Below are 25,475 nucleotides of genomic sequence, written 5' to 3' on the forward strand. Positions count from 1 at the left end.
GAAGGGCGCGGACATGGCAACGCAGAACGGCATGGCGAACGATGGCATCGGCTCCACTCGGGCCGTGGACCTCGGTACTGACCGCCGCGTTCTCATGAGCCTTCGGGTATCCCGCGACTCGGGTCGCACCTGGGAGCAGAGCACCAGGGTCCGGGAGGGTGATCCGTTCGTCATCCTGTCCGACCCGGGCCGATACCCGCCCTGCGCGTGTGCCCGCTGCACGGGGCACGACTCGCTGTCCGCCACTTCGCTGCGCCCGGCTGACATCGAGCCGAGGACGGCGTGAGGTCTGGCTTACAGAACTGGGTGCTGCGCCGCTTCGGCCGGTACGCAGGTCCGCTCTACCTGGCCATGATCCTCGGCGGCTCGGCCATGTTCCTGGCCGGAGCCCTTGCGACGCGGTAGCTGCCGTGAAGGCTGCTGCCCTCCCGTTCCCCCCGCCGGATTCCCGGCGGGTATTTCCGAGTAGAGAGGTAAGTCCGATGGTGGAAGAGAACACCGGATCGGCGGCCCCCGAGGGGGGTGGCCTGCTCGTCGCGAAGCGCAAGATCGTGGCCGCGCGGACGCGTGCCGAGCAGGAGTCGGACGTCAGTAGCGGGCGTTCTGACGGCAACGACTGACGGGGCTGCCCACGATGCTTGATGCCGCCTCGTGGGCGGGGCGTCTGGGCGGGGACACGTTCCTCGCCCAGACGTACCACCGCTCCTACGCGCACTTCCCCGGCACCGCCGACACGGCGGGCCTGTTCTCCTGGGACGACCTGAATCGGATCATCGCCACGCAACGACTGGAGCCGCCTCGGCTGCGCCTGTCGGTGGATGGCGAGATGGTCCCCCTTCACCGCTACGCGATCCCGACCACGAACCGCCGCGCGGTCACCTGGTCGCGCATCCAGCCGGCCGACTTCCACGCCCAGCTCAAGGACGGGGCGTCGCTGGTCCTCGATGCGGTCGAGAAGATCCACCCGGTAGTGGGTGCGGCTGCCGAAGGTCTTGAACGGTTCCTCGGCACGTCCGTGCAAGCCAACGCGTACGCGTCCTGGACGGACCGGGAGGGCTTCGGCCTTCACTGGGACGACCACGATGTCGTGGTGGTGCAGGTCCACGGCTCGAAGCGGTGGCGCTTGTACGGCTCCACACGTGAGGCTCCGACCTTCCGGGACGTGGAGTCGCCAGAGAGGCCCCAGGGCGACCCGGTGGCGGACATCGTTCTCGCCCCCGGTGATGTGCTCTACCTGCCGCGCGGCTGGTGGCACGCGGTCACGGCTGACCAGGGGACGGAGTCGCTTCACCTGACGTTCGGCATGGTCCCGCACACGGGTGCGGACCTCATGCTCTGGGTCGTGGATCAGCTTCGGTCGTCCCTCGCTCTGCGCAGGGACATCCCGCGGTTTGCCTCACTGAGTGAGCACTCCGACTTCATCGCCGCGCTACGGGGTGAGGTGCTGGACGAACTGGCCGATCCCCGGTTGGTGGAGCGGTGGGCGGAGTCCATCGACACGACCGACCTGGGGCACGCCATCCCCTCACTGCCCTACGTGGACGGGCTGCCCGCACGCCCTGAGATCACGGTCAAGCTGACCGCCCCTCGGGGCCGTCTGACGGCGAACCCCGCCCACAGCACGGTCACGTTCTCGGCGGCCGGTACCGCCTGGGACTTCGCCGAGTCGGCCCTTCCCGTCCTGGGCACGCTGCTGACCGGTCAGCCGACCACGCTCGGGGAGATGGCCGACTCCGCCGGATTGGAGATCAAGGACGTGGCCGAGCTGGTCTCCGCCCTCATCGAGGGCCACGCCGTTGCGGTCGTGGGGACCGCGCTGTGACTGCCGCTCTCTCCCTGGGGACATACCGCGTGCGTGCCGTCAGTCAGGCAGCACGCACCGCCCTGGCTGCCGGTAGCCCCTGGCTGGATACGGCACCCAACTACGCCCACGGTGGAGCACACGAGGAGCTGCGCCCGGTTCTCGCGGAGTACCCCACCGCTCGGGTGGCCACGAAGACCGGGTTCTTCACGGAGGAGCAAGGCCGCACCGCCCTGGTTGAAGGCGTGCTCACCCGGGAAGAGACGGACAGTCGGCACAGCCTTGAACCGGGCTTCGTTCGCTGGCAGACGGAGCGGTCGTTGGCCACACTCGGCCGCGTGGACTTGGTGTTCGTGCACAACCCCGAGCACCACGGGCACGGCCTCGACCGTGCCGCTCTGCACTGGCGTGTGCGGGAAGCCTTTACTGCGCTGGAAGAGTTCGCTCATGCGGGCAGGATCGACGGGTACGGCGTCGCCACCTGGACGGGCCTGACCTCCGAAGCGTTCACGGTTCCCGAGTTGCTTGGGCTCGCCCGACAGGCGGCGGGTTCCACCGAGCACCACCTCACGGGGTTGCAGATGCCCGTCAGTCTGATCATGGATGACCTGATCAGGCAGGCACTCAACGGCGGTGGACCGCTGGTGCAGGCGAAGGACGCGGGGCTGATCACGTTCGGCTCCGCCCCTCTGCACGGTGGCGAACTGCTGGAGGCCATGACACCCGAACTGGTGAACTTCATCCGTCCCGGCCTGTCGGCCGCAGCCGCTGCCATGCTGGCTGCTGGATCGTGCCCCGGCCTCGATGTCGTCCTGACTTCCGCGAGCACGCGCGAACACTGGGACGATGCGGCGAAGGCTCTGGCTGCGCCCCTGACGGCCGAGGAACTGAGGAGACTGACCGATGAACTCGCCGCCGAGTGAGGACGTACAGACCCTGATGGAGGCCGCCCACGACAGGGCGGCGAAGGCTCTGGGTCTCACGTGTACGGGTCCGCTGGCCTGGGGGTTCCAAGGCGTGACCCTCGGTCGGCAGGCGGGGGAGCGGTGGCTACGGGTAGGCCGGACGGCCAGGAGGAACGCGGGCAGGAAGCAGGGGGAGGGCATCGTGGGGGCTTCCCTGCTGGTGCCTGACGCGGTCCCGCGCCCCCGCTTGTACGAGGTGCACGACTGGACTGACGGCGAGTGGGCCTTCGAGGCCGAAGTCCTCGACTACGTGACGCACCCAGTCGTGTCGCCAGAGCGGGCCGACCTGGACCACGACCCCGGCTTGCCTGCCGGGTGGTGGGCCGACCTGCGCCAAGCCCTGGCCCTGCTCGCTGGGGTGGAGGGAGTGAAGGTCACTGTGCGTGACGGGTGGATCGAACGCGCCTTCCCCCAGTTCCTCGGCATCCCGGCCCCTGCCAAGGTGGAGCGGGTGACCGGTCACGGTGACCTGCACTGGGGCAACCTCACGACCACGCCCTTGACCCTCCTGGACTGGGAGCGGTGGGGCCTGGTCCCCTACGGCTACGACGTGGGTCTTCTCCATGCCAACAGCCTGCTCGTTCCCGACGTGGCGGACTGCATCCGGCAGGAGTTCGCTTCGGTCCTGGACACCCCAGCCGGCCGAGTCGGCGAGCTCGCCGCACTGGCGGAGATGCTGCAAGCGGTAGCCCGTGGCTGGTACCCGGACCTGGCCCTGCGCCTACTCGCTCGGGCGGAGTCACTCACGGGCGTTCGGCCACCGGTCCCCCTTCACTCAGAGGTCAGCGGCTGACAGGCCCGTGCATGACGGCGGCCCCCCACGTGATGCCGGGGGCCTGCCTGTGTCCGTGTGCGCCTGTCTCAGGCGCTCTCTCCGAGGTGGCGGTACAACGTGGCACGGCCGATTCCCAGGGCCTTGGCGATGGCTGTGACGCTGTCTCCCTTGGCGTGTCGGGCACGGGCTACGGCCAAGGTGTCATCGTCCACGACGGACGGACGCCCCCCGACGTTGCCCTTACGGGCCGCAGCCTCCAACCCTTCCAACGTCTTCTCCCGGATGCCTTCCCGCTCCACCTCTGCACTGACGGCGAGGACGGCGAACACGATGGCACCTGCCCCGTTCGGGTCGTACACACCCTGAAGCGGACCGGACAGGAGTTCCAGTTGGATGCCGTCCGCCTGAAGGGTGGAAGACAGCGTCATCAGCTCTGCCGCACTGCGGGCAAGCCGCTTCATCTCGACCACGGTCAGGATGACCGGCTGATTCGGTGCGGCTGCCTTGATCTCCCGTGCCAGGGTGAGTGCCTTCTCCAGTTCCGGCCGCTCCTTCACGCGGGTGCTGATCTTCTCCGAGAAGACGCGGGTGCAGTCGGCACGGGCAAGCATGTCCAACTGGGACTGAAGTTCCTGTCCAACGGTTGAGCATCGGGCGTAGCCCAGTCGGATCGCTGCGCCCAGTATCGCGTCGGACACCTGTGTGACAGGAGCGCCCTGTGTCCACGCCTTACCGGGGTTGCGGTCGGTCGGAGTCTTCACGGTCAGCTCCGCCTTGAGCGCGGGCACCAGGGCGAAGCGGCCCGTGTGGTAGTTCGCTGCCACCTTGCCCGTGGTCGTGCGGCAGGGGCTACCGGCGGAGGCTTCGCACTTCGGGCAGGCGTGGCGTTCGACCTGTGCGGCCGGGGTGTTCGTGGTCATGACGAGACCGTCTCACAAACGTGTCCCGAAAGCCAGTGGTGAGGGTGATGTTTCGGGACGGGTTACGAGACATCTGAGCGTGGGTGAAACGGACACGCCCCGAGCCTGGCCCGTCCGTCCCGAAAACGAAGGTTTACGAGACGGCCTCTGCGGGCGAGACAGACACGAGCACCGGACCGGCCGCCTTGCTCCATGCTGCGCCTCGCGACATGGCTGCCTGTCCCTCGGTGCGTACAGCCTCGACCACGGGGGCGAGGAACGTGGACCGCCAGTGCTGCACCGTCTCGGCTGTCATGCCGCTGTCCTCGACCACGGTCGTAAGCCTGGCTTCCAGTACAGCCGCGCCCTCTTGCGTGTCGGCCCCGGTCCACTCGTCTGCGTGCTCACCCATCAGCGCCCAAGACATCTTGATCATGCCGGGCATCGTAGGGCGACGGCGGTGGGATGCGAAGGCCCAAGGGGTGGGGGTATGACCCCCGAAGGGGGCCTTGCCCGACCGCCATGTCTTGGCGGCTCAAATCCTGCCACGGTTTCAGACCCCGTCAGGGCGGCGGCGGGGTGAGGCAACGGCGGAAAAGATGCAGGTAGGAGAGCTGTGCCGGGCGTGGCCGGCGCTCAGAGACTGCACAAGAGTGAGCCTCATCGAGGCTTGTCGTCTGTTGCTTCCCGTTGTGGCCGCGTAGCGGCCCCTTGCCCGAGCGCCTTGCCTTGAAGCCTTGGGGTAGTGGGGCGCGGTAGCGCCCCCACTTGGCCAGCTCTCTGGTCTTCCTGATGTCGGCCCCTTCGGGGCCGCTTACGTAAAGCCTGCTTCCGCCTGTGCGGCCGGAGGCCGCGTCTGCCCTTCCTCTTCGCCGATGCGCTTGCGGTTGGGGCGCTGCGCGCCCGCTTCCCTTCGCTGCTGACATGTAAGTACGTACGTGCCTTCCTTCCTTCGGCACTGTGAGGCCAAAAAGAAAAGAGAGGGTGCGAACGTTTCCGCAGGTGAGATGCCGACTCGGTACATGCGAGGCGTGTGCTGGCTACACGTGAGCGATGTAGCTGTCACCGGTCAAGGTGAAGGCGGCACGGTACGGGTGCGCCCTTCCTCTTCTGGAACAAGTAGTAGGGGAGGAGCAGACAAGCAGCCCCTGACCGGGGAGAGACGAGATCGAGTTGCTTGGCGCGGGCCAGAGCGTTGTTCGTGCTCTGATCGGACAGGGGCTTGCCCTCCTTGCCCAACAGTGCGGCGAGCTTGCCGGGACCGAAGCTGGCGTGCCCGTGGCGGTCGGCCCACCCGAGGGCCGCGAAGTGGATGCGGTAGGCAAGCGGGTGTCGGGCGTCTCGGGCCATTCGCTGGTACTCCTGCTGGGAGACACCGCCCCACGTGCGGCCCTGTCCGAAGTCGATGCTGCTCGAAGTCATCGGCCGGTCGCTTCGATGCCGGCGCAGTCGTCGTGGGCCTCTCCGTCCACGAGCGGTGATGCGCAGACCTCACAGGTCCAGACGATCTCGATGGTGATGTTCAAGGGCGGCGACCTCCTGGCGGCGGCCAAGGCAGCGCGTAGCTGTACCTCGGCGGGTGAGTGGAAGTCGCGCAGTACCGTCCTGCGCTTCGGGGTGCCCTTGGCTTCCCCTGCCAGCCCCTTGGGATGGCGGCCCCTTCGCGGAGTGGCCAGCTCTACCGCCGTCACACGGCGGGAGCTACGGTGTCCGCTCCTCGAAGGAGCGGGAGGATCTTCTTACACGGCAGGTTGTTCGGTCGTCAACCTGATCGGAGGAGCCCCCGCCCTTCGCGCGGCGGGCGAGACAGGGCAGGGGCATGGGTCCGTCAGAGCTTGGCGGCGAACTCGTCGCTCTTGATGACGAGACGCTCGCTCACATCGCGAGGGATCTTCAGCCGCAGGTGCACGGAGGGAGCGCGCACGCCCTTGACCTTGGTTCGAGTCACCTCGCACGTGACGCCGACGCGGCGCAGATCCTCGGCCATGGCTTCCATGCCTCCCGACTCCCACACTTCGCGGAACGTCTTCCCGTTGTGGACGAGCGTCCAGCGGTCCTGCGTGGTCTCGGGGTCGATCGCGCTCAGCTCGTCGGTCAGCTTGTCGAGCGTCTTCTCCGCCTGCTCCTGAGTGAACCGCGTCTTCGTGTAGCGGCCTCCCGGCTCAAGGCCCGTCATGTAGTAGGCGATGGCCTCTTCGAGTCGCTTCACCTCGGCCCGAGCCTCTGCCCCCTGCGCGTACTCCCGAACCTGTACGGGGAAGTCGCCGAGGACTCTCAGTACGTCGTTCACGAGCACGTCGTACACACCCTGTGGATCGGGTGCGCCGAGTCCCCCGCTCTTGCACTTCTGGCACCGGAGGTACTGGTACTGGCCGAACTTGTTGGTCGTGACATGCACGGTCATGTTCGACGTGCAGTCGACACAGGTGAGGACTCCCAGGAACTGCGTCGCGCCGTGCGTCTGGCGCTGGGGTTGGTTCTTGCCGCGCCGGTCGATGGCCTCCTGGAGTTCGTCGTACTCCTCCTTGGTGAAGATGGGATCGGCCACCCTGATCGGCTTGCCATCGTGTCCGAGTATCAGCTTCGAGCGGCGCACGCCGCCGTTCTTGTTCTCCTCCACCCGGTAGCCCATGAGCGCCGGATTACGGAGGCGCCGGAGGAGAGTCGAGGTAGTGAGCCCTGGGGACATGAGCCCGGAGCGGACGAGGCACAGAGCCATGCGCCGGGCAGACACTCCCCGAAGTGCCATGCGGCGAGCCCAGTGCAGTGCCTTGTGTGCGTTCGGCTCGATGGCAAGGGAGGGCTTTCCGTTCGCCTTCGTGGTGACGAAACCGTACGCAGGCTTGCCGACGAACCACGCGTCCTGAGTCCGCGTGTAGTCCCACAGCGACGCGACCCGTGTCGACGTGTTCGCCGCCTCGATCTCGGCGATACCACCGATGAGCGTGACCATCATCCGGCCGACAGTCGATTCGAGATCGATGCTGTCGTTCTTCGACACAAGGTTCTTCCCGTACCGCTCGCACCACTCGATCATGGTCGAGAGATCCGACATGCGGCGGATGAACCTGTCGAGCTTCCAGAAGAGCAGGACATCGAACTCCGGGGCCCGGTTGTTGAGCCACTCGCCCAGCTCCTTCCGCTTCCACGGCGGAACCTTCGTTGCCGACACGTTGAGATCAGAGGCGATGCCGACGACGCGGCACCCCTTCTCTCTGGCCAGGAGGCGGAGGTCCAGCTCCTGCCGTACCGGCGACGTCGTGTCCTCTGTAAGAACGGACAGGCGGATGGACAGCAGGGCGCGCGGAGCGTCCGCAGGGAGTAGAGCCTCCGCCTTCTTCAGGTCCTCCAAGAGGGCCAGGTCTGAGGCAGTCCACTCGGTCTCGACGGCATACGTCTTCATGGGCCGGAGCGTATGTATGGATGTAGCCCTGTGTCCATCTGCCCTCAGCTCGACACGCACATCCAGATCGGCCCCACCGGCAAGAAGCTGCTGCCGCTGTCGGTCGTCAACAAGTAGGCATGCGGCTGTCGGCCCTGTCCTCGACAGGGCCGACAGCGTCTCATGAGGATCCGCTGGTGAAGGCGTCCCTCTTGATGACCAGGCGTTCCCTCGCATCCGCGGGAATGATCAGCTTCAGGCCTACCTCCGGCGCCCGGACACCGGGGACCTTGTGCCTGCTGACCGAGCAGGTGACCCCCGCTCGCCGCAAGTCGCTGGCCATGGTTTCTCTGTCTTCCTGTTCCCAGCGCTCGCGGAAGGTGCCGCCGCTGGACGTCTGCAGCCAGCGGTCCTGCGCAGTCTGCGCGGCCAGCCCCTCCAGCTCGGTGATCAGCCCTTCCAGCGATTGCTCCGCCTGCTGGCGCGTGAAGGGGGCCCGGGAGTATCGCCCGCCGGGCTCCAGACCGGTCATGTAGTGGGCGATGCTGTTCTCGACTGTCCTCCGCCGATCGCGGCTGTCCGTGCCCGGTGCGTACTCCCTGACTCTGACCGGCTCCGAGCCCAACGCGCTCATGACTTCATCGGTCAGTCGGCTGTAGACGGATTCCGGATCTGGAGCCCCCAAACCACCGCTGGGACACCTACGGCACCGCAGGTACTCGTACGTGCGGACCTTCCCCTTGCTCCTGTGCGCCGTCATGTGCGTGCCGCAATCCGAGCACACCAGAACACCCAGGAACTCGGTTGCGCCGCCCTTGCGTCTGGTCGGCTGCGCTTTCGCCCGTTCGTCCAACGCGGCTTGGAGGGATAGCCACTCTGCTTCCGTGACGATGGGATCGGCCACCCTGATCGGATTGCCGTCCAGGCCCAGGACGGTCTCCGAGCGCCTCGCGCCACCGTTCTTGTATTCGCTGACTCGAAGGCCCATGAGTGACGGATTTCGCAGTCTTCGCAGCAGGGTGCTGACGCTCCACTGCCCGCCTCCACCGGTCGGGACCCGTGCCCGGATGAGGACGGTGGTCATCCGCCGAGCCGAGACCCCGCGCAATGCGGCGCCCAGACACCAGCGCAGCACGCGCTGCTCCTGCGGATCGATGACCAGCCTGCCGCGATCGTCAATCGTGTAGCCGTAGGGCGGTTTGCCGACGAGCCAGTCTGACTGCGTCCTCGCGTAGTCCCAGAGGCTTGTCACACGAGTGCTGATGGCCGTTGCCTCGATTTCGGCAATGCCACCGATGATCTCTGTCATCACCTTTCCGGCAGGACTGGACAGGTCGATGGCGTCGTGTTTGGAAACAAGGTTCTTTCCGTGCCGGAGACACCACTCGATCATGGTGCTGAGATCTGTGAGCCGGCGGACGAGGCGGTCCAGCTTCCAGAAGAGCAGCACGTCGAATTCCGGTACCCGGTCGTTCAACCAGTGCCCCAGCTCTCTGCGTCGCCAGGGCGGAACGCGGGTTGCGGAGACGTTCAGATCGCTTGCGACACCGACGACCCGGTACCCCCGCTCCTGGGCAAGACGGCGCAGGTCGAGTTCTTGCCGGACGGGGGACGTGGTCTCAGTGGTGAGTGTCGAGAGCCTCACGGAGAGAAGTGCCCGTGGTGCGTCGGAAGGCAGGCATGCCCCCGCCGATATGAGCTCCTCCAGCAGGGTCAGATCGGTCTCGCGCCAATGGGAGTCTGTCGTGTGGGGTCTCTGCCGGTTTCCCGAGGCCTTCTTCATGGCCTGCCCAACGACATGGTCGCGTCGCTGGATGTGGGCGTGTGGGCGTGTGTCCTCAGATGCAGACCGAGATCCAGATCGGCCCCACCGGCAAGAAGCTGCTGCCGCTGTCCGTCGTGAAGTAACCCTTGGGTCACGAGAGGCCCCCGCCCGCAACGGGTGGGGGCCTCTTTCGTGTCCTCACCTGCATGGAAACGGACAAGCGGCCTCCGGCCGGCGGTGGCGACGGGTGTCTGGTGGGCGTCATCAGGATCCCCGTGAAGATCGTCGCCGTACTCGTCGTACTGCCCGTACGAGTGGTTTGGGAACTGCTGGTCGCCGCGGGCCGGGCGGTGCACCGGCACGTCCTGCGGCCGCTGTACGTCCATGTCCTCGAGCCGCTGCTCCGGGCGCTGGGCTGGCTGCTGACCACCCTGCTCAAGCTGGTCTTCGTGTGGCCGTGGGTCGGGCTGTGGCGGTACGTGGTCGTTCCGGTCGGGCAGGGGCTGGCATGGGCGTGGCGGGGTCTGTACGACCAGGTGCTGGCGCCGGCCGGGCGGTTCCTGACCGCCTACGTGCTGCGTCCGCTCGGGGAAGCACTGGCCTGGATCGGCCGGGGCGGCATGCGCTACCTGCTCGCGCCCCTCGCCAAGGGCATCGGCTGGATCGGATGGGCCCTCGGCATGACGCTGTTCGTGTGGCCGTGGATCGGGCTGTGGCGCTACGTGCTCGCGCCCGTCGGCCGCGGGATCGCGTGGCTGGCCGCGGTGGTCCACCGGTACGTGCTGCGGCCGGTCGGGCTGGGCTTCGTGTGGCTGGTGGTCGCCGTGTACCGGTACGTGCTGCGGCCGGTCGGGCTGGGCTTCGTGTGGCTGGTGGTCGCCGTGTACCGGTACCTGCTGCGGCCCCTCGGGCTGGGCCTCGCGTGGCTGGCCGGCGCCCTGTACCGGTACGTGCTCGCGCCGGTCGGGCAGGTCCTCGTATGGGCCTGGCACGTGGCCGGGCGGATCGTCGGCGCCCTGTGGCGGGGGCTCAAGCGGGTCGGCTGGGTGCTGGTCGGATGGCCCGCCTCCCGGGTGTACCGGCACGTGCTCACCCCCGTCGGGCACGCCGTGCGCGAAGTCTGGCGGACCGGCCGCGCCGCGGTCCGCGAGGCGCGCGCCACCGTACGCCGTGCGCTGTTCGGTGCTCCTCCCGTGGAACCGTCGAGGTCACGGGCGCGTACTCTGGGTAGTACGACAGCCGCCGACGCGGCACCCGCTGACGAGATCTCCCTGCCCCGACGGCAGGGGTGAGCCGGAGCGGGTCGACAGACCTCAGGGCGACGCGCGAGCCGCGGAGCCCCGCACAAGGAGAAGAACCACTGGGCAAGCGACAGCCCGAAGGCCCGCCTCCCGCACCGGTGGTGCAGCGCATCCGACTGCGCTACACCAAGCGCGGCCGCCTCCGGTTCACCAGCCACCGTGACTTCCAGCGCGCCTTCGAGCGGGCCCTGCGCCGCGCCGAAGTGCCGATGGCGTACTCGGCCGGGTTCACCCCGCACCCGCGCGTCTCGTACGCGAACGCCGCCCCGACCGGCACCGGCAGCGAGGCCGAGTACCTGGAGATCGCCCTCGCGGCGCCCCGCGACCCGCAGAAGCTCCGCGAGCTGCTCGACGAGTCGATGCCCACCGGACTCGACATCATCGACGCCGTCGAGGCCCGCACCTCGGGCCTCGCGGACCGGCTGACCGCCTCCGTGTGGGAGCTGCGCCTGGACGGAGTGGAGCTCGCCGAGGCCGAGCGGGCCGTGTCGGCCTTCCTCGCCGCCGAGAACGTGGAGGTGCAGCGCCGGACCAAGAACGGAATGCGGACCTTCGACACGCGTGGCGCGGTCGTCAGTCTCGAAGCGCTTCCCGCCCCGGCTGATAGGCCGCTGGACAATGCCTGTGCGATACTGCGGCTGGTTGTTCGGCATCTGACACCTGCCGTGCGACCCGACGACGTCCTGTCCGGTCTCCGAGCTGTGGCCGACCTGGCGCCGCCGGTCCCCTCAGCGGTGACCAGGCTGGCGCAGGGGCTCTTCGACGAGGAGTCCGGCACGGTGACCGACCCGCTCGCGCCCGACCGCGAGGCTGACACGGCCGCTCCACCCACGGCCGCCGTAGCAGCCGACGCGAAGGCGCCGGAAGGTCCCGCCGCGTAAGGAACGCCGTCGTCGCGCAGCCCTGGTACTCGGGAGCCACCTGGGTCGGGCCGCGCACAGACCTGAAGACTTCCGCCAGGCCGTACGGACAAGACGTACGGAACCGGCGGCCATGGACTACAGCTCCCGTGTGGCGAACGCGCCCCGGAGGCCGGTTCCGCGCTCATTACGCGAAGCCGTGCCGGACCGGAAGTCAGCCGCGGCGCCCGGGAGCGTGACGGGAGAACCGCCCGCAATGCTCAACAACGAAAACGACATCACTCCTGCTGGTAGCGCCGACAACGGCAGCCCCAGCGACAATCTGCCGCCGCGCCGTCGCCGCCGTGCCGCCTCCCGGCCTGCGGGCCCGCCCGGTGGCGCCGTCGCCGAGACGGCCCCGGTGACCGAAGTCGCCCCGGCCGCCCCCGCCGAAGAGGCCGCTCCGGCCGCCGCCCCCGCTCGTCCCCGCCGCCGCGCGACCCGCGCCGTGGCCGCCCCGGCGACCCCGGCCGCCGAGGCCGTCGTCGTCGAGACCCCGGCCGCCGAGCCCGTGGCCGCCGCCCCCGTCGCCGAGGAGCCCGCCGCTCCCGCTCCGCGGACCCGTCGCCGCGCGACCCGCGCCGTCGCCGCCCCGGAGGCTCCGGCCGCCGAGGCCGCTGCCGTGGTCGAGGCCGCGCCCGTGGTCGAGGAGGAGGCTCCGGCCGCTCCGGCGCCGCGTGCCCGTCGTCGTGCCACCCGTGCCGTCGCGGCTCCGGCCGCCGAGGCCGCCGCCGTGGTTGAGGCTCCGGCTGCCGAGGCTCCGGCGCCCGTGGTCGAGGAGGAGGTCCCGGCCGCTCCGGCGCCGCGTGCCCGTCGTCGTGCCACCCGCGCCGTGACCGCCCCGGCCACCGAGGCCGCCGCTGTGGTCGAGGCTCCGGCTGCCGTGGTCGAGGCCGCGCCCGTGGTCGAGGAGGAGGCTCCGGCCGCTCCGGCGCCGCGTGCCCGTCGTCGTGCCACCCGCGCCGTCGCGGCTCCGGCCGCCGAGGCCGCTGCCGTGGTCGAGGCTCCCGCCGCCGAGCCGGCGCCCGTCGTGGAGGAGGCCCCCAAGGCCGCCCGCGCCGTGACCGTCGCCGACGCCGTGGACTCGCCCAAGCGCGGCGGCCGCCGCCGCGCCACCCGCTCCGCCGCTCCGGCCGCCGCCCCGCAGCCCGTCGCCGAGAGCGCCGAGCCGGCCGCCCCGGCCCGCGCCCGCCGCGCTGCGCGCCCCGCCGTGGCCGTCTTCCAGGCCCCGGTCTTCGCCGAGCCGATGTTCCAGACCCCCGAGACCGCTGCCATGGCCGCCGCGGCCGCTCGCGCCGCCGCCCCGGCCGAAGAGGTCGAGGAGGAAGAGGAGACCGAGTTCGAGGCCGAGGTCACCGCGGCCCCCGCCGCGCAGCCCGCCGGTCGCCGTCGTCGCCGCGGTCGCGGCGCCGCCGAGGCCGCTCCGGTCGCCGAGCCCGCCCCGGTCTCCCTTCCCGAGGTGCTCGCGGAGGAGCCGGAGGCCGAGGCCGCCGAGCTGGACGAGGAGTCCGCCGAGTTCGAAGAGGGCGACGAGTCGGGCGAGCGCCCGTCGCGCCGCCGCCGTCGCGGTGGTCGTCGCCGCCGCCGTGGTGAGGCCGCCGACCTCGACGAGTCCGCCGAGGACGAGGCCGAGGGCGCCGAGCAGGAGACCGCCGAGCGGGACGCCGAGGAGGAAGAGGACGAGGAGGCCGACGAGGCCCTCGGCTCCAGCTCCAGCCGTCGTCGTCGCCGTCGCCGTCGCCGTAGTGGCGAGGGCCCGGCCGAGACCGCCGAAGCGGGCGACGAGGACGGCGTGCGCACCGTCGTCAAGGTCCGCGAGCCGCGCCCCGCGCGGGAGAAGGCCGAGTCCTCCGACGAGGTCCAGTCCATCAAGGGCTCGACCCGCCTGGAGGCGAAGAAGCAGCGCCGCCGCGAGGGCCGCGAGCAGGGCCGCCGCCGCGTCCCGATCATCACCGAGGCCGAGTTCCTGGCCCGCCGCGAGGCCGTCGAGCGCGTCATGGTCGTCCGCCAGGCCGGCGAGCGCACCCAGATCGGCGTCCTCGAGGACAACGTGCTCGTCGAGCACTACGTCAACAAGGAAGAAGCCACCTCGTACGTCGGCAACGTCTACCTGGGCAAGGTCCAGAACGTGCTGCCGTCGATGGAGGCCGCCTTCATCGACATCGGCAAGGGCCGCAACGCCGTCCTGTACGCCGGTGAGGTCAACTTCGAGGCGCTCGGCATGGCCAACGGGCCGCGCCGCATCGAGTCCGCCCTCAAGTCCGGCCAGTCGGTCCTGGTGCAGGTCACCAAGGACCCGATCGGCCACAAGGGTGCCCGCCTGACCAGCCAGGTCTCGCTGCCCGGCCGCTACCTGGTCTACGTGCCCGAGGGCTCGATGACCGGCATCAGCCGCAAGCTGCCCGACACCGAGCGCGCGCGTCTGAAGACCATCCTCAAGAAGATCGTCCCCGAGGACGCGGGCGTCATCGTGCGCACCGCCGCCGAGGGTGCGAGCGAGGACGAGCTGCGCCGCGACGTCGAGCGTCTGCAGGCCCAGTGGGAGGACATCCAGAAGAAGTCGAAGCAGATCTCGACCTCTTCGCCGAGCCTGCTGTACGGCGAGCCGGACATGACCGTCCGCGTCGTGCGCGACATCTTCAACGAGGACTTCTCGAAGGTCATCGTCAGCGGCGACGGCGCCTGGGAGACCATCCACGGCTACGTGAACCACGTGGCCCCGGACCTGGCCGACCGGCTGTCCCGCTGGACCTCCGAGGTCGACGTCTTCGCCACGTACCGGATCGACGAGCAGCTCGCCAAGGCGCTCGACCGCAAGGTGTGGCTGCCCTCGGGCGGCTCGCTTGTGATCGACAAGACCGAGGCGATGATCGTCATCGACGTCAACACCGGCAAGTTCACCGGTCAGGGCGGCAACCTCGAAGAGACCGTCACCAGGAACAACCTGGAGGCGGCCGAGGAGATCGTGCGCCAGCTGCGGCTGCGCGACCTGGGCGGCATCGTCGTCATCGACTTCATCGACATGGTCCTGGAGTCCAACCGCGACCTGGTCCTGCGGCGCATGCTGGAGTGCCTGGGTCGCGACCGTACGAAGCACCAGGTGGCCGAGGTCACCTCGCTGGGCCTGGTCCAGATGACCCGCAAGCGGGTCGGCCAGGGTCTGCTGGAGTCCTTCTCCGAGACCTGCGTCCACTGCAACGGCCGCGGTGTCATCGTGCACATGGAGCAGCCGACCGCGATCGGCGGCGGTGGCAACGGCAAGCGCTCCAAGCGCCGCGGTGGTCGCGCCGAGTTCGACCAGCACGACCACGAGGTCGAGACGGTCGAGACGGTCGAGCCCGAGGCCTTCGAGTCCGAGGCGGAGGTGGCTGCCGAGGCGGCCGCGCCGCGCGCCCTGCCCGAGCCGGAGTTCGTCGCGGACGAGGAGCTCTACAGCAGCCCGGCCGAGGCCGAGGCCGCCGCGGGCATCAGCGGTCGCCGCAACCGGCGCCGCGCCACCCGCAAGGCCACCGCTCCGGCGGGCGCCCCGCGCGGTGCGGTCGCTCCGGCCCAGGCCCCGGCCCCCGTGGTCGTGGACGAGCCGGTGACCGAGCCGGCCGAGACGGTGCTGGAGCCCGCTCCCGAGTTCGTCGCCGAGACCGCCCCGGTCGTCGAGACCGCGGAGGTCGTGGAGGCGGTCGAGGAGGCCGCGCCGAAGGGCCGTACGCGTCGCCGTGCGACCCGTAAGGCCACCGCCCCGGCGGGCGCCCCGGCCCCCGCGGTCGAGGTGGCCCCGGAGCCGGAGCCGGTCGTCGTGCCGGAGCCGGAGCCCGTCGCCCTGCCCGAGCCCGAGGTCGTCGCCGAGGTCGAGGAGGCCCCCGTCGAGGAGGCCCCCGTCGTGGAGGCCGCTCCGGCCCGTCCGCGTCGCCGTGCCACCCGCAAGGCCACCGCACCCGCCGGTTCCCCGGCCGGTGCTGCAGAGGCCGCAGTGGTGGTCGTCGAGGCCCCGTCGCCCGCCGAGGAAGCTCCCGCGGCTCCGGCCGAGGAAGCCGCACCGGTGGTCGAGGAGGCCGCACCGGCCAAGAAGGCCGCCAAGAAGGCCCCGGCCAAGAAGGCGACCGCGGCGAAGAAGGCCCCGGCCAAGAAGGCGGCGGCCGCCAAGAAGACCGTGGCCAAGAAGGCGGCCACGACCAAGAAGACCGCGGTGAAGCGGGCGACGAAGAAGACCGCGGCGGCGGAGCAGCAGACGCCTCCGTCCGTCTCGGCTCCGACCGAAGCCTGATCCACCGCTGAGTGACACAGCGTTCGTGGGCCCCGCCGAGTGGCGGGGCCCACGGCCGTACGGGCCCGGTTTGACCCTCTGGAACCGGCCCCGTAACCTAGACCGTCGGCGTGTCTTAGAGAGCGCCGCGCTCCTGAGCACCTTCCTCACGTTCCGTACGCGCAAGCGTCGGGCGCGAGAGGCCGCTCGTCCAATCCGGATCGGTGCGGTTCCGTCTTCTCGGCGGAGCTTGCCTGAGCGGCTGGCTTCAGGAGCATCCGTCCCGAGTGAGAGAGAGATCCGCGTGTACGCCATCGTGCGCAGCGGTGGTCGCCAGCACAAGGTTGCTGTCGGCGACATCGTTGAGGTTGACAAGATTTCCACTGCCAAGGTTGGCGACACGGTCGAGCTCTCGACCCTGCTCGTTGTCGACGGCGAAGCCGTGACCAGCGACCCGTGGGTCCTGGCCGGCATCAAGGTCACGGCCGAGGTTGTGGACCACCACAAGGGCGCCAAGATCGACATCCTGCGCTACAAGAACAAGACCGGCTACCGCCGTCGCCAGGGTCACCGCCAGCAGTACACGGCGATCAAGGTCACCGGTATCCCCGCGGCTGCGAAGTAAGAGGGACTGAGACATGGCACACAAGAAGGGCGCATCGTCCACCCGGAACGGGCGCGACTCCAATGCCCAGCGGCTCGGCGTGAAGCGCTTCGGCGGTCAGGTCGTTTCCGCTGGTGAGATCCTCGTCCGCCAGCGCGGCACCCACTTCCACCCGGGTTCGGGTGTCGGTCGTGGTGGCGACGACACGCTGTTCGCGCTGCAGGCCGGTTCGGTCCAGTTCGGCACGCACCGTGGCCGCAAGGTCGTCAACATCGTTCCGGCCGCCTGATCCAGCTCCTGCTGATCTAGCGCGTTCGTAACCTCCCGAGGGCGGATCTCAGCTCTTCCCGGCGCAAGCCGGGAAGAGAGGTCCGCCCTCGGCGCGTTGTCATACAGACCACGTTTTAATGGGCAGTGGTAGTCATACGACCTGCCCGGGACATTCCCGTATGTATCTGGAGGAACACCCATGACCACCTTCGTGGACCGCGTCGAGCTGCACGTCGCCGCGGGTAACGGGGGCCACGGCTGCGCCTCCGTTCACCGGGAGAAGTTCAAGCCGCTCGGCGGCCCCGACGGCGGCAACGGCGGCCGTGGCGGCGACGTCATCCTGGTGGTGGAGCAGGCGATCACCACCCTGCTGGACTACCACCACAGCCCGCACCGCAAGGCCACGAACGGCAAGCCCGGCGAGGGCGGCAACCGCTCCGGCAAGGACGGCCAGGACCTGATCCTGCCCGTGCCGGACGGCACCGTCGTCCTCGACAAGGAGGGCAACGTCCTCGCCGACCTGGTCGGTCAGGGCACCACCTACGTGGCTGCCGAGGGCGGCCGCGGCGGTCTCGGCAACGCCGCGCTCTCCTCCGCCCGCCGCAAGGCCCCCGGCTTCGCGCTCCTCGGCGTCCCCGGCACCACCGGCGACATCGTCCTGGAGCTCAAGACCGTCGCCGACGTGGCGCTGGTCGGCTTCCCGAGCGCCGGCAAGTCCTCGCTGATCTCGGTGCTCTCCTCCGCCAAGCCGAAGATCGCGGACTATCCCTTCACCACCCTCGTCCCGAACCTGGGCGTCGTCACGGCCGGGTCCACGGTCTACACGATCGCCGACGTCCCGGGTCTGATCCCCGGCGCCAGCCAGGGCCGTGGCCTGGGCCTGGAGTTCCTGCGTCACGTCGAGCGCTGCTCGGTGCTGGTGCACGTCCTGGACACCGCCACGCTGGAGTCCGACCGCGACCCGATCGCCGACCTCGACGTCATCGAGGAGGAGCTCAAGCTCTACGGCGGCGGCCTGGAGAAGCGTCCGCGCCTCGTCGTCCTCAACAAGGTCGACATCCCGGACGGCCAGGAGCTCGCCGACATGGTCCGCCCGGACCTGGAGGCCCGCGGCTACAAGGTCTTCGAGGTCTCCGCGGTCGCCCGTACGGGTCTGAAGGAGCTCTCCTACTTCCTCGCCGAGGTCATCGCCAAGGCCCGCGCCCGCAAGCCGAAGGAGGAGGCGACCCGTATCGTCATCCGCCCGAAGGCCGTGGACGACAGCGGCTTCACCGTCACCTACGACGAGGTCGAGGACGTCTACAACGTGCGCGGCGAGAAGCCCGAGCGTTGGGTCCGCCAGACCGACTTCAACAACGACGAGGCCGTCGGCTACCTGGCCGACCGCCTCAACCGCCTCGGCGTCGAGGACGCGCTCAAGAAGGCCGGCGCCCGCGCCGGTGACGGCGTGGCCATCGGCTCCGACGAGAACGCGGTCGTCTTCGACTGGGAGCCGACCATGATGGCCGGTGCCGAGATGCTGGGCCGCCGCGGCGAGGACCACCGCATGGACGCGCCGCGTCCGGCCACCACGCGCCGCAAGGAGAAAGAGGCCAAGCGCGGCGACTCGGCCCAGCAGGAGTACGACGAATTCCGGCCGTTCTGAGCCCCTCCCGAGGGACTTGCGCCCGGAAGGTTTGAAGGCCCCTTTACATGGGTCGCCTAGGATCTTCCGGGTGAACAGCAGCAACCTACCCACCGTGTCCGTCGTGGTCATCGCGTACAACGACGCCGGGCTCGTGGGCGAGGCCGTTTCCTCGGCCCTCGCCCAGGGCCCGGTGGTCGCCGAGGTCATCGCGGTCAACGACGCCTCGTCCGACGGCACCGCGCGGGTGCTGGACGAACTGGCCGCGGTCCACCCCCGCCTCAAGGTCGTGCACCGGACGGAGAACAGCGGGGGGTGCGGCACCCCGCGCAACGACGGGATCGCGGCTGCTTCCGGCCGGTACGTGCTCTTCCTCGACAGCGACGACGTGCTGCCGCCGGGAGCCGCCGACGCCCTCGTGCGCACCGCCGAGGAGCACCGCGCCCCGGTCACCGTCGGCGCGGCGGTACGGCGCGAGCTGCCCCAGCACCACGACGTCCCGTGGATGCCCGGACTGCACGTACCGGGCGAGGTGATCGAGCGGCCGGTGGACCGGCCCGAGCTCGTCCGCGACACGCTCTGCGTCAACAAGCTGTACGAGCGCGCCTTCCTCCAGGAACACGGCCTGCGCTTCCCCGACGGCCGGTTCATCTACGAGGACTTCGTCTTCACCGCCCGCGTGCTCGCGGCGGCCCCCCGCATCGCCGTCACCGGCGACCTCGTCTACGTCTGGCACGTGCGCCGCAGCTCCGCCCAGGTGTCGATCTCCCTGGACCGCAAGGACGTCGGGAACTGGCGTTCCCGCATCGAGGCCCACCGCACGGCCGCCCGGATCCTCACCGAGGCCTCCCCGGTGCTGGGCAGCGCCTGCCGGGTGAAGTTCCTCGAGTACGACCTGCGCATGTACCTGCGCGAGCTCGGCCGGGACCCCGAGTACCAGGCCGCCTGGTGGACCCTGACCCGCAGTTACGTCGACACCTTCCCCGAGGCCGACATCGAGTCCGCTGCGGCCCACGCCCGCTGGATCGTTTCCGTGCTGCGCGCCACCGCGACCCCGCCCGCCGATGTCGAGCGGCTCACCCGGCTGGCCGCCGAACCGCCGCGGCTGCTGCCCCCGTACGCGACCGGTCCCACCGGGGTTCCGGTGTGGAGCGAGGACCTCCCGGTCGAGCTGGTGGGTCTGCCCGTGCTGCCGGTCGGCGAGCTGCCCGTCACCGTCGACGCCGAACCGGCCGGCCGCGCCGCCGTCCGGATCCACGTGCACGACCTGTACGGGCGCCTGGCCGAGGCCGGGCCCGTCACCGCGCAGCTGAGCTTCATGCCCCGTGCGGGCGGCGAGGCGGTCCTCGCGCAGCCGGTCGAGCTGTCCCCCGACCGCAGCGGCGGCTGGGTCGCCGTGCTGCCGTTCCGCCTCGCCGACCTGGCCGTCACGGGCCGCCGCCAGGGGCTGCGCAGGATGCAGGCGTGGAACGTCGGGGTGGGCGTGCAGTGTGCCGACGGGAGCTCGGTGTTCACCTCCTTGCGCCCCCGGGGCCGACTGCTTCGCCGTCGGGCGCTGCCCAGCAGCCGGTACGGTGTGCTGCTGGCGCAGCCCTACCGGACGGGGGCCGGCGCCCTCGCGCTGCGCCTCGCGCCCGGCGCCGAGGGCGCGCTGTACCTCGTGCGCAACCGCCTCCACCGGGCCCGGGCGGGCCGTGGGGCGGGCTGAGGCCCCGTAGGCGGTCCCGGCCGCAGACCTGCGCACCGCCGCGCCCTCCATCCCGAAGTCGGACAGGACCAAGGAGACACACATGACGTTTCTGATCACCGGTGGCGCCGGATACATCGGCGCGCACGTCGTCCGCGCGATGCGGCTCGCGGGGGAGGAGGTCGTCGTCTTCGACGACCTCTCCACGGGCGACGAGGACCGCGTACCGGAAGGCGTCCCGCTGGTGGTCGGCTCCGTCCTCGACCGGCTGGCGGTGGAGGAGGTCATCCGCAAGCACAAGATCACCGGCGTGGTGCACCTGGCGGGCAAGAAGCAGGTCGGTGAGTCCGTCGAGAAGCCGATGTACTACTACCACGAGAACGTGCAGGGCCTTGCCGTCCTGCTCCAGGCCGTGGCCGACGCGGGCATCCGCAACTTCCTCTTCTCCTCCTCCGCCTCCGTCTACGGCATGCCCGACGTGGACCTGGTCACCGAGGACACCCCGTGCAAGCCGCTGAGCCCCTACGGCGAGACCAAGCTGGCCGGCGAGTGGCTGGTGCGCGCCGCGGGCAGGGCGCACGGCATTTCCACCGCCTGCCTGCGCTACTTCAACGTGGCGGGCGCCGCGGCCCCCGAGCTCGCCGACACCGGGGTCTTCAACCTGGTCCCGATGGTCTTCGAGCGCTACGACGCCGGCCAGGGCGCCAAGATCTTCGGTGACGACTACCCGACCCCCGACGGCACCTGCATCCGCGACTACATCCACGTCGAGGACCTCGCGGAGGCCCACGTGGCGGCCGCCCGCAAGCTCGCCGAGTGGGCCGTGGCCGGCGACTACAAGGACCTCACCGTCAACATCGGGCGCGGCGAGGGCGTCTCCGTCGCCGAGATGGTCGCGCTCATGAACGAGAGCACCGGGCACGACATCGCCCCCGTGATCAGCCCGCGCCGCCCCGGCGACCCGGCGAAGGTCGTGGCCTCTGCCGACAAGATCACCGGGGAGCTGGGCTGGAAGGCCCGGCACGACGTCCGCGAGATGGTCACCTCCGCCTGGGCGGGCTGGGAGGCCAACAAGGTGGCCCGCAAGGACGTCCACCGGGACGTCCACAAGCCCTGACCGGCCGGAAGCCGAACCCGCCGCACGTGAAGCAGCCCGCCCCGGACGCGTCCGGGGCGGGCTGCTTCACGTGCGTGCCGTGGAGGGGGCGGCGGTCAGCGTTCCAGGAAGGAGAACAGCTCTTCCCACCGGTCGGTGATCTCGGGGCTGGAGTAACGCTTGACCGAACGGAAGGCGTTGTCCCCGAGCCGGTCGCGCAGCTCACGGTCGGACATCAGCTCGCGCAGGTGCCCGGCCAGCTCCATCGTGTTGCCCAGCCGGGCCAGCAGCCCGTCCTCGCCGTGCTCGACGATCTCCCGTACGCCCGGCGCGCAGTCGAAGGCGGCCGGCGGCACGCCCGCCGCCATCGCTTCCAGCAGCGTGATCGGGAAGCCCTCGGCCCGTGAGGCCTGGGCGAAGACCGAGGCTCCGCGCAGGGCGCCCAGCACGTCGGCGGTGCTTCCCATCCACTCCACGGAGTCGTCCAGGCCCAGCGAGGTGCAGTACGCCTTCAGCGTCGCCTCCTCCGCGCCGGCCCCGTAGATCCGCAGGGTCCAGTCGGGGTGGTGCGGTGCGACGTCCGCCCAGGTGTCGAGCAGCAGGTCGACGCCCTTCTCGAAGCCGAGGCGGCCGACGCACGCCACGACCTTCTCCGTGCGCGGCGCGGGGGAGTCGGGCATGAAGGGCAGCGGGTTCGGCATGCTCCCCACGTTCTCCATGCCCGCCCGGATCCACAGGTCCGCGTCCTCGGCGGTCAGCACCAGCAGCCGGTCGACCTGCGGGTAGAAGCGGCGGACCCGCTCCCCGCGGGTGGACTTCTGGCTGGCTTCGAACGACTCGTGGCTCATCCCGATGACGGTGAGCCCCTTGGTGTCGGCGAGCGCCACCCACTCCATCGCCCAGACCTGGGTGACGATGACGACACCGCCCGGACGGGCTGCCCGCAGCAGCTCGCTCAGCCGCTCCGCCTTGACCCGCATCTGCGCCCGCCGGGCCGCCTGGCGGCGCCGCTCGGGCGCGTTCAGCCGGCCCTTGATCCCGCGCAGCCGGCGGGCCGACGGCGGGTGTGCGTCGTAGAGCGTGGTCATCTCGTACGGCAGACCCTGCGGCAGCTTCTGCCGGATGTCGTCGGCGACCGGGGCGATGCCCACGATGTGCACCCGGTGGCCGCGGTCGGTGAACTGCCGGGCCATCTGGTGCGACCAGGTGGTCACGCCGCCGATCTCGTCGACGTTGTTGGAGACGATGAAGATGTCACGGCCGCCCGGGGTGGCGGTCTGCTGGCTCACTTGCCGCTCCTGGTGAAGAACTTCTCTACGATCTGGCGGGCTGCGTCCCCGCGGTCGTACTCGCCGAACTCGGCGAGGAAACGCTGCCGGGCCTGGGCGTACTTGACGTCGGCCTCCTCGAAGGCGGCGAGCGCCTGGAGGAGCTCGTCCGCCGTGGCCACCACCGGGCCCGGGGCCTTCTCCTTCAGGTCGAAGTACGTGCCGCGGATGTCCGTCGCGTACTTCTCGTAGTCGTACGCGAAGAACAGCATCGGCCGGTCCAGGACCGCGTAGTCGAACATCACGGACGAGTAGTCGGTGATCAGACCGTCGGCGAGGGCCAGCAGCGGGGTGATGTCGTGGTGCCGGGACACGTCGATGACGCGGCCCGCGACGGACGGCGGCAGCGAGACGCTGTTGAGGTAGTGGGTCCGCACCAGCAGCGTGAAGCGGTCGCCGAGCCGGTCCGCGAACTCCTCCACGTCGAAGGGGAAGGTGAAGCCCTCCACCGCGCCGTCCGCGCCCGCCCGGAAGGTCGGCGCGTACAGCAGCACCTTCTTGTCCGGGTCGATGCCGAGCTCGCCCGCGAGGGGCCCGCGCACCCGCTCACCGCTGTGCGATTCGGTCCGGTGCGCCTCGACGAGGGCGTCGTTGCGCGGGTAGCCCGTGCGCAGCAGCACCTCGTCACGCAGCCGGAAGCCCTTGGCGAGGGTGCGGGTGTCGTGCTCGGAGCGGATCAGGAAGTGGTCGAAGCGGTCGACGGCCGCCTGGAAACGGGCCTGGCCGGCCCGGCCCTGCGCCTTGGTCCGCGGCTCGTGGAAGCCCATCCGCTTGAGCGCCGAGCCGTGCCAGGTCTGGATGTACGTGGTCCCCGGGCGCTTGGCCAGCGCCAGCGGGAAGCCCTGGTTGTCGACCCAGTATTCGGCCTGGGCGAGGGCGCGCAGGTACGGCCAGCTCCAGCGCTTGACCAAGGTGGCCTCCTTGGGGAAGCCGGTGGGCTTGGCGCCCGCGTACGACCAGATCGCCTCGAACGGCGCGCCCTGGCGGACCAGCTCCTCGTAGATCGCCTTGGGGCTGTCGCTGTACTGCTTGCCCATGTGGCTCTCGAAGACGACCGTGCCCTTCTTGATCGGCAGCTTCGAGAAGACCTCGTGGTAGACCTTCACCTTCTGCTCGCCGGAGCCCATGTTGCGGCGGGCCCGCAGTGCCTTGCGCAGGCCCCGCTTGACCACGTTGGCCGCCTTGCCCTGTATGGCGTTGTTGATCAGCGACTGGGTGCGGACGGCGGCGGCGCCCTCGGCGCTCAGCACGTAGCTGAGGTTGCCCTTCTTGGTCATCTGGGGCCCGAAGCGGTCGGAGACCAGCCGGGTCAGCCGCGGGCGCACGCGCAGCCGGGCCGCCGACTCGAGGTCGACCCCGCCGATCGCGACCCGGGTGGTGATCCGATCGCCGCCCGCGGTCAGCTTGAGGCGGACGTCCCAGACGGCGTCGATGATGCCGAGCGGGCGGACCGTGCTCGCGACGTCGGCGGTGCCGGTCCACTCGATCGTGTCACCGGCGTGGCGGACGGTTTCCACCGGGAAGCTGAAGGAGCGCACGCCGATCTGGCGGCGGGCCCGGAACTCCAGCGTGGCCTTCAGCGCCGCGTCGGCCGGGATCCGGCCCAGCGGGTTCACGACGGAGCCGGACATGGTGACCGTGCCGCGGCCGTCGTCCTCGTAGGAGGTGAGCCGGTTGCCCAGCGTGAGGGAGGTGAGCGGCGTGGTGTGGAAGGCCTGCTCGGTGACGTCCAGTATCCGGCGGGCCTCGGCGCCGTCGGGACCGTCGATGTGCTGCGCACACCAGTAGACGCGCCCGTCGCGCTCGGCGAGGGGGGAGGTGAGCCGGCCCTTGTTGGTCATGGCGTCGGCGGCCGGGAGCAGGTTGTCCCAGTCCTCCTTGCCCAGCAGGTAGGCGCAGATCGCCTGGAGGTAGGTGACGTTCTCGTACGCCGCCGGGTCGATCCCCTCCAGGTAGCCGTTGGCGAGGCGGGCGAACTCCTGGCGGTACTCGTCGCTCAGCAGCGGCAGGTCGCGCAGGTGCAGCACGAGGTCGTGCTTGAGGAACTTGGCGTCCTTCGCGGACTTGATGTCCGTGTGGCCCTTCTCGGCCAGCAGGCGGTCGACGCGGCGGTGGATCTCCATCCGGTGGACGAAGTTCGCGATCTCGTGGCGCCGGTTGCTGATCGAAAGGGCCGCGGCCTTCTCGACCACGTTCCAGAAGTAGACGTGGTTCGGGATCAGCGTGATGCGGCGGGCGGCCACGTAGGCCTGCGCGGAGAACAGCAGGTCCTCGTAGTGGATGCCGACCGGGAACTCCAGGCCCTGCTCCAGCAGGAACGCGCGCCGGTAGCACTTGTTCGTGGAGAGGGTGTCGTAGACCAGTAGGTCGGGGTACTCGGTGATCGATTCCAGGGTGCGGGTGCGCGAGTAGATCCAGGGGTACCACTCGGTGGTCTTGCCCCACCGGTTGTCGAGGTGCACGCGTACGCACATGCCCGCGACCAGGTCGGATCCGGTCCGCTCGGCGGCGTCCAGCATGTTCCGACAGGCGTTGCGCTCCAGCACGTCGTCGCTGTCGAGGAACATCACGTACGTTCCGGTGGCCTGCTGGATGCCGTGGTTGCGCGGCGCACCGCAGCCGCCGCTGTTCTCCGGCAGCTGGAAGGCGCGCACTCTCCCTGGATGCGCAGATTCCAGTTCCTGGGCGACCGCGTACGAGCGGTCCTTGCTGCAGTCGTCGACGATCACGACTTCGACGCTGTGCAGGGTCTGGTCCAGAACCGACTGGACTGCTGTCGGCAGACGCTCTGCGTCGTTGTAGACGATGACGACCACGGAGACGTCGGGCACGTGCACCT

The 25,475-nt window shown here is 70.0% G+C and carries 20 protein-coding genes; 13 read left to right on the top strand and 7 right to left on the bottom strand.

Features of this window, described 5'->3' with window-relative positions; translation table 11 throughout:
- Positions 1-282: 282 nt before the first annotated feature.
- The 5 genes from OG386_RS28330 to OG386_RS28350 all read left to right on the top strand — a co-directional run bounded on the left by OG386_RS28330 (position 283) and on the right by OG386_RS28350 (position 3,559).
- Positions 283-405 (top strand): hypothetical protein, encoded by a 123-nt coding sequence (locus OG386_RS28330; RefSeq protein WP_328790451.1) that lies wholly within the window; start codon positions 283-285, stop codon positions 403-405.
- Positions 406-482: 77 nt separating this feature from the next.
- Complete coding sequence (locus tag OG386_RS28335; RefSeq protein ID WP_165289379.1) at positions 483-620, top strand: hypothetical protein; 138 nt, start codon at positions 483-485, stop codon at positions 618-620.
- Between the two features lie 14 nt (positions 621-634).
- Positions 635-1,822, top strand: a complete 1,188-nt coding sequence (locus tag OG386_RS28340) for a JmjC domain-containing protein (protein WP_328790452.1) — start codon at positions 635-637, stop codon at positions 1,820-1,822.
- Between the two features lie 29 nt (positions 1,823-1,851).
- Positions 1,852-2,724 carry an aldo/keto reductase gene (locus tag OG386_RS28345; RefSeq protein ID WP_328790453.1) on the top strand — a complete coding sequence of 291 codons (873 nt, stop codon included), beginning with the start codon at positions 1,852-1,854 and terminating at the stop codon, positions 2,722-2,724.
- Positions 2,705-3,559 (top strand): hypothetical protein, encoded by an 855-nt coding sequence (locus tag OG386_RS28350; protein ID WP_328790454.1) that lies wholly within the window; start codon positions 2,705-2,707, stop codon positions 3,557-3,559. The genes OG386_RS28345 and OG386_RS28350 overlap by 20 nt, the downstream gene beginning before the upstream one ends.
- A gap of 68 nt (positions 3,560-3,627) precedes the next feature.
- Here the strand turns inward: OG386_RS28350 and OG386_RS28355 are convergent, their stop codons facing one another.
- The 5 genes from OG386_RS28355 to OG386_RS28375 all read right to left on the bottom strand — a co-directional run bounded on the left by OG386_RS28355 (position 3,628) and on the right by OG386_RS28375 (position 9,605).
- Entirely contained in the window at positions 3,628-4,461 is an 834-nt protein-coding gene (locus tag OG386_RS28355) for a recombinase family protein (RefSeq protein WP_328790455.1), read from the bottom strand.
- Between the two features lie 133 nt (positions 4,462-4,594).
- Positions 4,595-4,876, bottom strand: a complete 282-nt coding sequence (locus tag OG386_RS28360) for a hypothetical protein (RefSeq protein ID WP_328790456.1) — start codon at positions 4,874-4,876, stop codon at positions 4,595-4,597.
- A 626-nt stretch (positions 4,877-5,502) separates the two neighbouring features.
- Positions 5,503-5,862 carry a hypothetical protein gene (locus OG386_RS28365; RefSeq protein WP_328790457.1) on the bottom strand — a complete coding sequence of 120 codons (360 nt, stop codon included), beginning with the start codon at positions 5,860-5,862 and terminating at the stop codon, positions 5,503-5,505.
- A gap of 406 nt (positions 5,863-6,268) precedes the next feature.
- Positions 6,269-7,843 (bottom strand): recombinase family protein, encoded by a 1,575-nt coding sequence (locus OG386_RS28370; protein WP_328790458.1) that lies wholly within the window; start codon positions 7,841-7,843, stop codon positions 6,269-6,271.
- A gap of 160 nt (positions 7,844-8,003) precedes the next feature.
- Positions 8,004-9,605: a recombinase family protein gene (locus OG386_RS28375; RefSeq protein ID WP_443053214.1), complete on the bottom strand. Its 1,602-nt coding sequence runs from the start codon at positions 9,603-9,605 to the stop codon at positions 8,004-8,006.
- Positions 9,606-9,793: 188 nt separating this feature from the next.
- On the opposite strand from OG386_RS28375, the gene OG386_RS28380 reads away from it, so the two are divergent.
- From OG386_RS28380 to galE, 8 genes are all read left to right on the top strand, one after another.
- Positions 9,794-10,879: a hypothetical protein gene (locus tag OG386_RS28380; protein WP_328790460.1), complete on the top strand. Its 1,086-nt coding sequence runs from the start codon at positions 9,794-9,796 to the stop codon at positions 10,877-10,879.
- Positions 10,880-10,989: 110 nt separating this feature from the next.
- A complete protein-coding gene (locus tag OG386_RS28385; protein ID WP_327388620.1) occupies positions 10,990-11,769 on the top strand; it encodes a TIGR03936 family radical SAM-associated protein in 780 nt (259 codons plus the stop codon).
- Positions 11,770-12,004: 235 nt separating this feature from the next.
- A complete protein-coding gene (locus OG386_RS28390; protein ID WP_328790461.1) occupies positions 12,005-16,048 on the top strand; it encodes an Rne/Rng family ribonuclease in 4,044 nt (1,347 codons plus the stop codon).
- 283 nt (positions 16,049-16,331) lie between these two features.
- On the top strand, positions 16,332-16,652 hold the full coding sequence (rplU, locus tag OG386_RS28395; protein WP_030013082.1) for a 50S ribosomal protein L21: 321 nt from the start codon (positions 16,332-16,334) through the stop codon (positions 16,650-16,652).
- 13 nt (positions 16,653-16,665) lie between these two features.
- A complete protein-coding gene (rpmA, locus tag OG386_RS28400; protein ID WP_030840805.1) occupies positions 16,666-16,920 on the top strand; it encodes a 50S ribosomal protein L27 in 255 nt (84 codons plus the stop codon).
- Between the two features lie 180 nt (positions 16,921-17,100).
- Complete coding sequence (gene obgE / locus OG386_RS28405; protein ID WP_328790462.1) at positions 17,101-18,546, top strand: GTPase ObgE; 1,446 nt, start codon at positions 17,101-17,103, stop codon at positions 18,544-18,546.
- Positions 18,547-18,616: 70 nt separating this feature from the next.
- Positions 18,617-20,233, top strand: a complete 1,617-nt coding sequence (locus tag OG386_RS28410) for a glycosyltransferase family 2 protein (RefSeq protein WP_328790463.1) — start codon at positions 18,617-18,619, stop codon at positions 20,231-20,233.
- An 82-nt stretch (positions 20,234-20,315) separates the two neighbouring features.
- Positions 20,316-21,329, top strand: coding sequence for a UDP-glucose 4-epimerase GalE (gene galE, locus OG386_RS28415; protein ID WP_328790464.1), 1,014 nt, complete (start codon positions 20,316-20,318; stop codon positions 21,327-21,329).
- Positions 21,330-21,424: 95 nt separating this feature from the next.
- Here the strand turns inward: galE and OG386_RS28420 are convergent, their stop codons facing one another.
- On the bottom strand, positions 21,425-22,597 hold the full coding sequence (locus OG386_RS28420; RefSeq protein ID WP_327385427.1) for a glycosyltransferase: 1,173 nt from the start codon (positions 22,595-22,597) through the stop codon (positions 21,425-21,427).
- Complete coding sequence (locus tag OG386_RS28425; protein ID WP_328790465.1) at positions 22,594-25,473, bottom strand: bifunctional glycosyltransferase/CDP-glycerol:glycerophosphate glycerophosphotransferase; 2,880 nt, start codon at positions 25,471-25,473, stop codon at positions 22,594-22,596. Before OG386_RS28425 ends, OG386_RS28420 begins: the two co-directional genes overlap by 4 nt.
- Positions 25,474-25,475: the final 2 nt, after the last annotated feature.

Origin of the sequence: Streptomyces sp. NBC_00273 (assembly GCF_036178145.1) — a bacterium.
Classification (GTDB): Bacteria; Actinomycetota; Actinomycetes; order Streptomycetales; family Streptomycetaceae; genus Streptomyces.

Bases quoted from the DNA above. Each gene is read 5' to 3' on its own strand.
- OG386_RS28390 (WP_328790461.1), top strand. From the start codon at position 12,005: ATGCTCAACAACGAAAACGACATCACTCCTGCTGGTAGCGCCGACAAC.
- OG386_RS28365 (WP_328790457.1), bottom strand. From the start codon at position 5,862: ATGACTTCGAGCAGCATCGACTTCGGACAGGGCCGCACGTGGGGCGGT.
- OG386_RS28340 (WP_328790452.1), top strand. From the start codon at position 635: ATGCTTGATGCCGCCTCGTGGGCGGGGCGTCTGGGCGGGGACACGTTC.
- OG386_RS28375 (WP_443053214.1), bottom strand. From the start codon at position 9,605: ATGAAGAAGGCCTCGGGAAACCGGCAGAGACCCCACACGACAGACTCC.
- galE (WP_328790464.1), top strand. From the start codon at position 20,316: ATGACGTTTCTGATCACCGGTGGCGCCGGATACATCGGCGCGCACGTC.
- OG386_RS28350 (WP_328790454.1), top strand. From the start codon at position 2,705: ATGAACTCGCCGCCGAGTGAGGACGTACAGACCCTGATGGAGGCCGCC.
- OG386_RS28355 (WP_328790455.1), bottom strand. From the start codon at position 4,461: ATGACCACGAACACCCCGGCCGCACAGGTCGAACGCCACGCCTGCCCG.
- OG386_RS28360 (WP_328790456.1), bottom strand. From the start codon at position 4,876: ATGATCAAGATGTCTTGGGCGCTGATGGGTGAGCACGCAGACGAGTGG.
- OG386_RS28335 (WP_165289379.1), top strand. From the start codon at position 483: ATGGTGGAAGAGAACACCGGATCGGCGGCCCCCGAGGGGGGTGGCCTG.
- OG386_RS28380 (WP_328790460.1), top strand. From the start codon at position 9,794: ATGGAAACGGACAAGCGGCCTCCGGCCGGCGGTGGCGACGGGTGTCTG.
- obgE (WP_328790462.1), top strand. From the start codon at position 17,101: ATGACCACCTTCGTGGACCGCGTCGAGCTGCACGTCGCCGCGGGTAAC.
- rpmA (WP_030840805.1), top strand. From the start codon at position 16,666: ATGGCACACAAGAAGGGCGCATCGTCCACCCGGAACGGGCGCGACTCC.
- OG386_RS28370 (WP_328790458.1), bottom strand. From the start codon at position 7,843: ATGAAGACGTATGCCGTCGAGACCGAGTGGACTGCCTCAGACCTGGCC.